Raw genomic sequence first — 10,127 nt, 5'->3', positions numbered from 1 at the left:
TGAACAAAATATCATCATTGGATTGGACGTAAGTTTGCTTACAAAACATTTTCTATTCCAAAACCTTTATCCAAACCTGAGGTTACTTAAGGAGCTCGTTGTGATTAAAACCATGTTTAACAAAATACTATTGTCGATGAAAAGCCGTTACAACTATGATGTACGTTATATGCAAGACATTCTAAATGCAGACCTCATGGCTTTTTTAAAGCTCATGGGGTGTCAAATAATGTCTTCTCATGCAGGAAACTTACCCACAGGACCTCTGTTTGCGGCAAGATTACGCGCAATTATCTGGGATGACTGCGGGCCATGCACTCAGCTAGTGGTTAATATGGCGTTAGAGGCAAATATAGAACCGCGCATTGTACGGGCAATTGTGAACAGAGATTTGGCGCAATTACCTGCTGATATTGCGTTGGTGGTAGAATTTACAGAGCGAGTACTTGCTCATGACCCGCATGCCAATGAATTACGAAAAAAAGTGGTTTCTTTATGGGGACAAAAAGGACTGATAGCGATAGGGTACAGCATTAGTTCATCACGTGTGTACCCTGCTTTAAAATATACTTTGGGGTACGGGGATACATGCCATAAAGTGAATGTGCATGACTTATCTCTGGTGCCAAGACGGTACTCTGATGCTCCCCAAAACTGACTGGCTTGATTCTGCATGATGTTTGAAGCAATTGGGCGATAGTGCACTGAATGATAAAATAGCGGCATAATTCGGTATTTTTGTAATTAATCCAAGACTATTGCCGCGAAAAAGCAGATAATTAGCCTAATTTAGATTAGTTTGTTCGCGGCTTTTGTGTGGGAAGTGTAAAGCATACCCATATACGATAACGCGCAGCACCAAAACGTGGAATACCTCAATGGAAATTAAAGTTAATTTTCTCGATAACTTAAGACTTGAAGCTAAGTTTGATGATTTTACTGTCATCGCAGATCAACCGATTCGATATAAAGGTGATGGCTCTGCGCCGAGCCCATTTGATTACTTTTTGGCGTCTTCAGCACTGTGTGCGGCTTACTTTGTAAAAGTATATTGTGTGGCCCGTGATATTTCGACAGATGGCATTCGGTTATCGCAAAACAACATCGTTGATCCAGAAGATCGTTACAATCAAATTTTTCAAATTCAAGTTGAATTACCTGAGAGTATTTCAGACAAGCACCGTGAAGGCATCTTACGTTCCATTGAGCGTTGTACAGTTAAAAAGGTGGTACAGACAGGGCCAGAATTCAAGATAGAAACGGTTGAAAATCTTGATGAAGATGCACAAGCTATGTTGATGACGCAAGCTGATAATGGTTCGAGTACGTTTATTGCGGGTAAAGATTTACCCCTAGAGCAAACTATTGCTGATATGACCGATATTTTGGCTGAGTTAGGGATGAAAATTGAGATTTCATCTTGGCGGAATATAGTACCACATGTGTGGTCTTTACACATTCGTGATGCTGCGTCACCGATGTGTTTTACCAATGGTAAAGGGTCAACAAAAGAAGGTGCATTATGCTCCGCGTTAGGTGAATTTATCGAGCGCTTAAACTGTAACTTTTTCTATAACGACCAGTATTTGGGCCAAGACATTGCTCACAGTGAATTTGTACATTATCCCAATGAAAAGTGGTTTAAGCCAGATGAAAGCGATGCATTACCCACTGAAATACTCGATGAATATTGCTTAGAGATCTATAACCCTGAAGGGGAATTACGTGGCTCCCATTTAATCGATACCAATTCAGGCAATGTAGAACGTGGAATTTGCTCAATTCCATATGTGCGTCAATCAGATGGTGAAACGGTTTACTTTCCCTCTAATTTAATTGAAAACTTATTCTTAAGTAATGGCATGAGTGCCGGCAATAATTTCGAGGAAGCCAAAGTTCAGTGCTTATCTGAAATTTTTGAGCGGGCGGTTAAAAGGCAGATCATTGAGCAAGAGATTGTTTTACCTGACGTTCCTCGCAGTGTGATTGAAAAGTTTCCAGGTATTTTAGAAGGCATTGAAGGGTTAGAAGCGCAAGGGTTTCCTGTCGTCGTTAAAGATGCGTCACTTGGTGGCCAGTTCCCAGTGATGTGTGTGACTTTGATGAACCCGAAAACAGGCGGCGTTTTTGCTTCATTTGGAGCACATCCAAGTTTTGAAATTGCGCTAGAACGTAGTTTAACCGAGCTCTTACAAGGACGCAGCTTTGAAGGGTTGAACGACGTACCAAAGCCAACTTTTAACAGTATGGCGGTGGCTGAGCCGGAAAACTTTGTGGACCATTTCATTGATTCAACAGGTGTGATCTCATGGCGCTTCTTTAGTACCAAATACGATTATGCGTTCTGTGAGTGGGATTTCTCAGGCTCTAACGAGCAAGAGTGTAAGCAGCTATTTGGGATCTTGAAAACATTAGGCAAAGAAGCGTATGTTGCTGAGTTTTCAGATTTAGGCACGGCCTGTCGAATTTTGGTACCTGACTATTCTGAGGTTTACCCAGTTGAAGACCTTATTTGGGATAATACCAATAAAGCGTTGCAATATCGTGAAGACATACTGAATTTGCATGCATTGGATGATGATGCGTTAGTAGATTTGGTTGAGCGCTTAGAAGAAAGTCAACTTGATAATTATATTGATATTCGCACCTTAATTGGGGTTGAATTCGATGAGAATACAGTGTGGGGCCAAGTCACCATATTAGAGCTTAAAATATTAATTTACCTTGCATTAGGTGAATTGGAAGAAGCGATTGAGTTGGTAGATTCATTCTTACAATACAACGATAACACGGTTGCGCGAGGCTTGTTCTATCAAGCGGTTCATGCAGTACTTGAAGTCAGTATTGATGAGGCGCTTGAATTAGCTCACTTTGAGGGTAACTTTGCCAGAATGTTTGGACAAGAAGTCATTGAAAATGCCATTGGCTCAGTGTCTGGTGACGTGAAGTTTTATGGCCTAACACCAACAAACATGGCATTAGAAGGGCTTGATAAGCATTTACGCTTAATTGAGAGTTATAAAAAGCTGCACCAAGCACGCGCCGAAAAAGCTGCGCAATAGAGTCGCAGTCTTATACCGCATGAAAGCCGATACCGTTAATGTATCGGCTTTTTATGGGCAGTGCTTGTTTATAAATCCTGACATTCGTATCGGGTTCACTTTTGCATTGGCTTTAAGCACTTGAACTACCAATCTGTAAGTTAATCAGGCAGTTCCAATCGGGCTAAGCGTTGCTCAACAAAGCGCAAGAAGGTATCTAGTTTTTTAGAACTTTCTCGTTTTACGCGATACAGTGCGCCTAAGGTTTTTTGTTCTCGTGTTAACTCAGGCAATAGTTCAACAAAACCTCCGGATGCAATGTCTTTTTGACAAAAGTAGGATGGCAACATACCAATCCCAATACCGGCTAGAACCGCCTCTCTGATATGAAATCGATTGTTAGCAATTAAGTTACCAGTAAAAGTATATTGAGGGCCATTGTCTTGTACCCATGCATTTTCGAGTACTGAATGACGGGTGAGTAATACATTGTGCTGAGCTAGGCAATCAAGGCTGTTTGGCGTGCCACAACGTATTAAATACTCTGGTGAAGCAACAAATAACAGCTTCACTTTGAGTAGACTCACACAATAAAATGGACTGTCGGGGAGTGTGTGCCATGTACGAAATGCAATGTCTATGTTCTCTTCAATCAAGTCTAAATGGGAGGCGGTAAATATGAGCTCTAGCTCAAAATCTGGATAAGATTTTAGAAAATCATTACAGATTTGGCTAAATAGCATGCGGCCTAAAGTATTCGGAAAAGTAACGCGTAGTTTGCCTTTTGGCGCACTGCTTAACTCTTCTAACTCCTCTTCGAGAGAACGAAAACCCTCAAGTAAAGCTTGTGCGCGTTTATACACGAGCTTACCTTCGTCGGTAGTTGATAGTGCTCGTGTGGTGCGCAACAATAAGGTTTTACCTAAATGGCTTTCAAGTTGTGATACCGCTTTACTAACCGAAGAGTTAGGTAGATCAAGGTGCCGAGCTGCTTTTGAAAATGAACCTTTTTCAATTACTTGGCAAAATACATTGAGCAAGTGATGCTTGTCCCATTCTCGTCGCATAGGTACCCTTTATTATTTCCATAAAAGAAAAAGAGACTTTCTTTTCTACATCTATATTTTCTTTATAGCATAAATATAATGTGTACGTAATTCAATAGGAATACCAAGGAGCTAATATGATAGAGCAGCAATGTTATTGTGCGGAAGTAAAATATCAGGTGTTGTCCGATTACGTGCCAGTGTACAGTGAGCATGATAACTTGTGCTTTATACATGCTGTCGGATTAGTGAATGATCCCAAAAAATGCGTAAAGAAGTATGTGCAAAGGGCTGAGGGAGCATTTGAACATGCGTTTTGCGGCCAATGTGGTTGTCCAATTTATCAAATTAATGAAAAAGGTAAAGTAAAGTACTGTATTTGGCAAACAAGTACAGTACATAAAGGTCTTTATAGTGGTGCAATGCAGTTTGGTTTGTAAGACAAATTTTGCCTGTGAGCACGTAGTTTAGGTGTTCTCAGACAAGGGGATTGCATCAAAATGGACTTCTTCTAGGCCGTTTCGATTTGCTAAAAATGCGCGAATGTTTTGGTGATCAATTGCATCAGGGAGAGCTAATACATCTTTTCTATAATAGTCGCCAAAGCAATGTAATGTTTGTTGTTTAGTTAGATTATGTAATTGGGCAAAGGAAAAAATTTTACATGATCCCGAATTTGTACCGGCCTCGTTGTGCACACCACTGTTTTTAAATGAAGTGGCTGTAAAATGATACAAGCTGTCTATTACGCTCATAGTTTGTGTGAAAGAGACTGAATCAGGATTGTCTTTTAAAGATTGCAATAATGCGTTTAGTTTCATGCTATTACCCTAAAATTATGATGATATAAGCATACAATAGAAGGGTATAAATGTTGAGTGAAATATCTCAATAATGGCCACAGCAGCTTGATACTGTGGCCAGTGTTTTAGTCTTGAATCACTGATACATCACCAGTGGTTGAGTCATATACCAATCGCATAGATGCATCGTCGTTTAAGCTGTAAGTACACAAACCATTTTGTGCACTGACTACTTTGTAGTCGCCATCTGTCGTAGAGTAATACCATTTAGTTGAACCATCGGCTTTTTTGCCCCCAGCACCACTTTGATTCAGCGTGTATTGGTGGTCCAGAAAGTTATTCCACATCCTTGCACAGCGGTTTGCATTAGGGTGCTTGGTTATTTTGTTGTGATTTCCGCCTTGGTCTTTAGACTCTACCGGAAAACCAGCTGCATTAAAGTTAAACGAGCCGTCTCTAAACCCTTCAACATTGGCTATTGCACCATTGAGTGCATTATCAAGGTAATATTGGTGTGCTGTATTTACACCATTACGGTATAAATTATCAATACTTATCAAACGATTTCCGCAACCATTCACATAGGTCAAGTCAGCCATATGTCTTGGGCCATCCATCAGATAAGCGGCCTGTGCCGTATTTACATCAAGCGTATAGATCTTTGCATTTTCATTGGCATTGCGTGCCGAAACATAGAGAGTACCGTCGCTGCCAATCGCTAAGCCAGACGCCCAGTTGAGACCATGCTCCCCTATTTTGTCTAATGTCATGTCGTTTTCATTGAGCATGTACAGTGATTTTGCGTTCAATACATATACAACGTTGCCATCATTGGAGTAAGCAATATCGCCATGTTTAAAATCTGCATAGCTGGCATCGCTAGTTTGCATTTTCCCCATGACTGTTTTTACACCCGTTATAGCATCAAATTGATACATGTAAGTTTGGCTCGTAGCCAGTAAGTAGCTGCCATCAGGTGACATTGCAGAGCGCTTAATCGTATACGAGGTCGTATCTGCTAATGTGCGCTGTTGCCCAGTTGATAAGTCAAATGCATAAAGCTTTGATGCTCTGGTATTACTGTCCAATTTCTCCATCATATATAGGGTATTACCAAAACTTGCGATATTGCTTGCGGCAGTAGTAGTACCTGATAGTAAAGTGAATGATAAATTGGCCGGGTCCAAATGATACAAACTTCCTTGTTCACTTTTCCCTGTGCGGTCGATCGCAATTAACCCAGATAAACAGGCATTGTCGTCCGCAGCCATGCTTACTGTGCTCAATGCGACGGCACCCATCAAGGCACACTGTAGTGACGTTTTGGTTAAGGTTTGTGTCATATTTGACTCCTAATAAGTCTGCTATTTAAGCAGTGTTTACTTAGTATTTACTTACTAAAAGCAAATTTCACGCCATTGCACCCTAAAAGCACAACTAAAGTACTGAATTTGTGATATTTAGAAATTAATGTTAGCTAATACAGTAGGTTACTGAGTACACATAATATAAATTTAAGCGTATATTCTTTGTACTCTGGGTAAAGCAGTATATTTACTTTGTTTTAGATTCTGAACATGCTAAAAATTCATTGCAAAGTGCGATCATGTCTATACTTATCTTTGCAAAATGCGAATGATGTGATAGCTGAGTGTCTGTAATAGGACCTATTTTGACATGTGTCAAATAACGATTACCCGAGCATACCGAGCATAGTAATGAGAGCAGAGGGTTATAAAACTTGTATAGTATTAATTGCCGGAGGTGACTTTGCTGTATAAGTATTGTGCTTAATTAATGAGTTTAAAACACGTCGTTGCTTTTCAACTTGATGGGCGAAGTTAAAAAGCGATCACGTCGTGTTACTTACCATACAGGCTATAAAAAACCTAATCTCAGCGCTGCTTCGAGTGTGTTCTCATTAATTCAGCGACAGAATCTTGGCCCTCAGTCATTAAGCTTTTGATCACTTGTTGTCTAATGTGACTGGGTTTATTTTGGCTTAGCTTAAATACGCCTGTGCACTGTAAGGGTTTGATGCGTAAAAAGCGAATGTGTTTGAACATAGCATTTACCAATTGGTCATCCAGATCTGCTACTTGCCATGGCGTATCAAAGCCACGTTCAAAGTGATCAGTTAGCGTATTCATCGCAGCAAGTTGCGCTTGCGGTTCAGTGATTAATTCCAAAATGCCTTCAACTTCGACTGTGGCGTACAGCCAGCTTGGCAAGGTTTCATTATTACAGTGATTTGGGGATAAATACGCGTTTGGTCCATTAAACAATAGTTTAACGCTTTTACTTACTTGCAAAGTGAGAGGGTTGTTTGCTGTAACATGGCAAATAAAGTGCGAACAAGTTTCATCAAATAGCATTGGAATTTGACACGTATTATTAAGCGCCGTGTTGGGGTCAGCACTGAGTATGGTTGCCAGTGGGTATTGGGCCATAAGGTGATATAAGTCGGTTTCATTCACTTCGGTAAATGGCTTAGGGGGATAATTCATAGGCGGCTCTCCAAGAAACGTTTAACCTCGGGCCAGGTATCATCGGTGATACTATGAATCGCTGAGTTACGAAATGTTCCGTCGGGGGATAAGCGGTTTTTATAGGCAATACCTTCTAATTTTGCACCTAAGCGCAAGATAGCTGAGCGCGACTTGTCATTTTTTTCATTGGTACATATGGTCACACGTACTAAGTTAAGCTGCTCAAATGCATAAGTTAATATCAGATGTTTCGCATGCGTATTAACGTAACTTCTTTGCCATGGAACACCAATAAATGTGTGGCCTACCTCAGCACTTAAATTATGACTATCTAGTCTAAACAAGCGGGTGGTACCTACCACGGTGTGTGTGTCGATGTCGATGATGGCAAACGTTAATTGTGCTTGTGGGTTAAACTTAGCGTTGTCGTCTAACCAAGTTTGTAGTGTGCTTGGTGACCGGCAGTAATTGGTGGGTACCCAGCGCCAAATACTGGCATCTTGTCCTGCTATTAACATCTGCTTAAGGTGCTTCTGAGCAATTGGTTCAAGTGTTATTTTGTGGCTTGATAGTGTCGTTGGAGTAAGCATAATATCTTCCTGAATCTGTTTTATACTGAGTAATTTACGACATTCTGGTTGTATATATACAACCAGAATAAAGAAATGATATAGACCAGATTAAAAACCTCACATCTCGATATTGGTTTCATTGCTCCAGTCATCTGGTATGGTAGATAACAACAAATTGAATCAATGTATTAGACCAATGAACCCAATTAGTATTGAATTTACTTCGATAGGGCCGGCACGTTATTTACAACTGGCAAAAGCGCTTAGAAAAGCCATCAAATCTGGTGATTTAGTACCGGGTACAAAACTCAGCTCGGCACGCAAAATGGCTGACATATACGCTTTGAATCGCCATACGGTAATGAACGCATTGCAAATACTGGTAGCCGAAGGCTGGTTGGAGTCTCGTCAGCGTGCAGGGTATTTTGTGACAAATAGCCTACCCATAGATTCAAGTGTTACACGCAGTGAGAATAAACACACTCAATCCGAAGGAGGGCGTGAATACAGCACTTACCAGTTTAGTTTTGCGAACGACATTAAATTTCAAAAGACGATGTCATTGGCCGATTATCAATATAATTTTGCGGGTGGCTTGCCTGATCTGGCCGCGTTTCCATTTGCAGAATTCAAACGGGCGACAAGCAGTGCTTGTCAGCGACTCAATAGCAATTTACTCCATTATGGTGAAGCAGCTGGAGTGCCCGAGTTAAAGTCACAAATTTTGGCTTATTTGCACCGAGCCCGTAATTTGAATGCAAAGGAGCTATTGATCTGTAATGGCTCACAAGAAGCTCTGTTCATAATTGCAAAAGCATTTGTTAAACAGGGAGACTTTATTGCTGTCGAAACATTAGGTTATCCGCCGGCTCGCAAAGTATTTTCAGCATGTGGTGCATCTTTAATTGATATTCATCAGGATGAAGAAGGTTTATGTGTGGATGATTTAGCCATGCAGCTTAAGCAATATCCGATAAAACTATTGTACTTAACGCCGCTTCATCAATATCCAACAACCGTCACACTGTCGATGACTCGGCGTATGCAAATTTATCAATTGTGCTACGAACATGGTGTTGCAATTATAGAAGATGACTATGATCACGAATTTCATTATCGATGTCATCCGGTTGCGCCTTTGGCATCCGATGACCCCGCAGGCATTGTAATTTACGTATCGACCTTTTCAAAATTGATGTTTGCAGGCGCAAGGCTTGGCTACGTGACATGTAGTTCAGGGATCATGGCGCAATTACAAGCCATTAAACAGTTAATTAATCATAAAAATGATGTATTGACGCAATTATCGGTTGCTCAGTGGATGAAAGAAGGTGGGTTTGAGCGTCATTCAAAACGCATGACCAAATTGTATAAGCAGAAATACGCTCACCTCGATAGTTTGCTTAAGTCATATCAATCACAAGGATATCCAATTACCTATGATAAACCTGATGGTGGTATGGCAATGTGGGTGAACATGGGGGTCAATGTCAGCAAGTTAAAAGAAAGCGTCAAGTCACACGGTGTTTATGTGCAAACTCAAACTGAATTCTACTTTAATGAGAGTAGTCGGTCGCTAAACTTGGCTGAGAATAAACATACTCACCTTCGCCTTGGTTTTGCAGGCCAATCATGTGAAAACGCCAGTCATGGATTAAAAATAATTATTGAGCAATTGTATCATTCATGAGCATGTTAAAGCGCACTTTTCAGATCAAGTAAGTCTTGTGACAATGCCGTTTTTAATTGCCGGTTCATAAAAGGGGAAAATACCCAGTTGAGTATTTTCGACAGTATTGTATGTGCTTCTGCCCTAAAATGCATTGTTAGTTCACACCCTTTGGACTTTTCTATAATTTCTAACGTTGTAATATAAATACAGCCATGGCTTTGGGCGCATGTGGTGTAATATTTGTTGGTTTGTGCGCTGGTGATCCACATGGTTTCTGTGGCGTCTTTACCAAACATGGTGCGTGTTTCTTGCCACTTTAGGCCAATCAACCCTGAACTAGGTCTGGATAATACACGCAAGGTTTTAATGGCGCGTATGCGTTGTTGTGCGCCGTCGATGTCGGTAATGATAGACCATACATGCTCGGCTTTGGCGGGGAAAAACGCACTGACACTGACTTTCATAACAGGGTTACTCGGCAGGTTACTTAATGTCAGTGTAGTT

The 10,127-nt window shown here is 40.7% G+C and carries 10 protein-coding genes; 4 read left to right on the top strand and 6 right to left on the bottom strand.

Going from position 1 to position 10,127, the window contains the following annotated elements:
- Both J8L97_RS09970 and J8L97_RS09965 read left to right on the top strand, forming a co-directional pair.
- On the top strand, nucleotides 1–658 hold a 658-nt coding region (locus J8L97_RS09970; protein ID WP_247688627.1), incomplete at its 5' end, for a hypothetical protein.
- A 220-nt stretch (nucleotides 659–878) separates the two neighbouring features.
- A complete protein-coding gene (locus tag J8L97_RS09965) occupies nucleotides 879–3,062 on the top strand; it encodes an OsmC domain/YcaO domain-containing protein (RefSeq protein WP_211049224.1) in 2,184 nt (727 codons plus the stop codon).
- 140 nt (nucleotides 3,063–3,202) lie between these two features.
- Here the strand turns inward: J8L97_RS09965 and J8L97_RS09960 are convergent, their stop codons facing one another.
- Nucleotides 3,203–4,108, bottom strand: a complete 906-nt coding sequence (locus J8L97_RS09960; protein ID WP_211049221.1) for a LysR family transcriptional regulator — start codon at nucleotides 4,106–4,108, stop codon at nucleotides 3,203–3,205.
- Between the two features lie 116 nt (nucleotides 4,109–4,224).
- Here J8L97_RS09960 and J8L97_RS09955 point away from each other — a divergent pair, with 116 nt between their 5' ends.
- Nucleotides 4,225–4,527 (top strand): hypothetical protein, encoded by a 303-nt coding sequence (locus J8L97_RS09955; RefSeq protein ID WP_211049218.1) that lies wholly within the window; start codon nucleotides 4,225–4,227, stop codon nucleotides 4,525–4,527.
- A gap of 27 nt (nucleotides 4,528–4,554) precedes the next feature.
- Here the strand turns inward: J8L97_RS09955 and J8L97_RS09950 are convergent, their stop codons facing one another.
- The 4 genes from J8L97_RS09950 to J8L97_RS09935 all read right to left on the bottom strand — a co-directional run bounded on the left by J8L97_RS09950 (nucleotide 4,555) and on the right by J8L97_RS09935 (nucleotide 7,969).
- Nucleotides 4,555–4,908, bottom strand: coding sequence for a HopJ type III effector protein (locus J8L97_RS09950; protein ID WP_211049216.1), 354 nt, complete (start codon nucleotides 4,906–4,908; stop codon nucleotides 4,555–4,557).
- A gap of 107 nt (nucleotides 4,909–5,015) precedes the next feature.
- Nucleotides 5,016–6,233 carry a hypothetical protein gene (locus tag J8L97_RS09945; RefSeq protein ID WP_211049212.1) on the bottom strand — a complete coding sequence of 406 codons (1,218 nt, stop codon included), beginning with the start codon at nucleotides 6,231–6,233 and terminating at the stop codon, nucleotides 5,016–5,018.
- Between the two features lie 552 nt (nucleotides 6,234–6,785).
- Nucleotides 6,786–7,397, bottom strand: coding sequence for an FMN-binding negative transcriptional regulator (locus J8L97_RS09940; RefSeq protein ID WP_211049210.1), 612 nt, complete (start codon nucleotides 7,395–7,397; stop codon nucleotides 6,786–6,788).
- Nucleotides 7,394–7,969 carry a GNAT family N-acetyltransferase gene (locus J8L97_RS09935; RefSeq protein ID WP_211049207.1) on the bottom strand — a complete coding sequence of 192 codons (576 nt, stop codon included), beginning with the start codon at nucleotides 7,967–7,969 and terminating at the stop codon, nucleotides 7,394–7,396. The genes J8L97_RS09940 and J8L97_RS09935 overlap by 4 nt, the downstream gene beginning before the upstream one ends.
- A gap of 178 nt (nucleotides 7,970–8,147) precedes the next feature.
- On the opposite strand from J8L97_RS09935, the gene J8L97_RS09930 reads away from it, so the two are divergent.
- Complete coding sequence (locus tag J8L97_RS09930) at nucleotides 8,148–9,641, top strand: PLP-dependent aminotransferase family protein (RefSeq protein ID WP_211049204.1); 1,494 nt, start codon at nucleotides 8,148–8,150, stop codon at nucleotides 9,639–9,641.
- Nucleotides 9,642–9,646: 5 nt separating this feature from the next.
- On the opposite strand, the gene J8L97_RS09925 is transcribed toward J8L97_RS09930, so the two are convergent.
- On the bottom strand, nucleotides 9,647–10,087 hold the full coding sequence (locus tag J8L97_RS09925; RefSeq protein ID WP_211049201.1) for an SRPBCC family protein: 441 nt from the start codon (nucleotides 10,085–10,087) through the stop codon (nucleotides 9,647–9,649).
- Nucleotides 10,088–10,127 lie beyond the last annotated feature (40 nt).

Source organism: Pseudoalteromonas sp. MMG012 (assembly GCF_018100875.1).
Taxonomy (GTDB): Bacteria; Pseudomonadota; Gammaproteobacteria; order Enterobacterales; family Alteromonadaceae; genus Pseudoalteromonas; species Pseudoalteromonas aurantia.
Note: the sequence above shows the minus strand (reverse complement) of the source record. Positions and strands in the feature narration are given on the sequence as shown.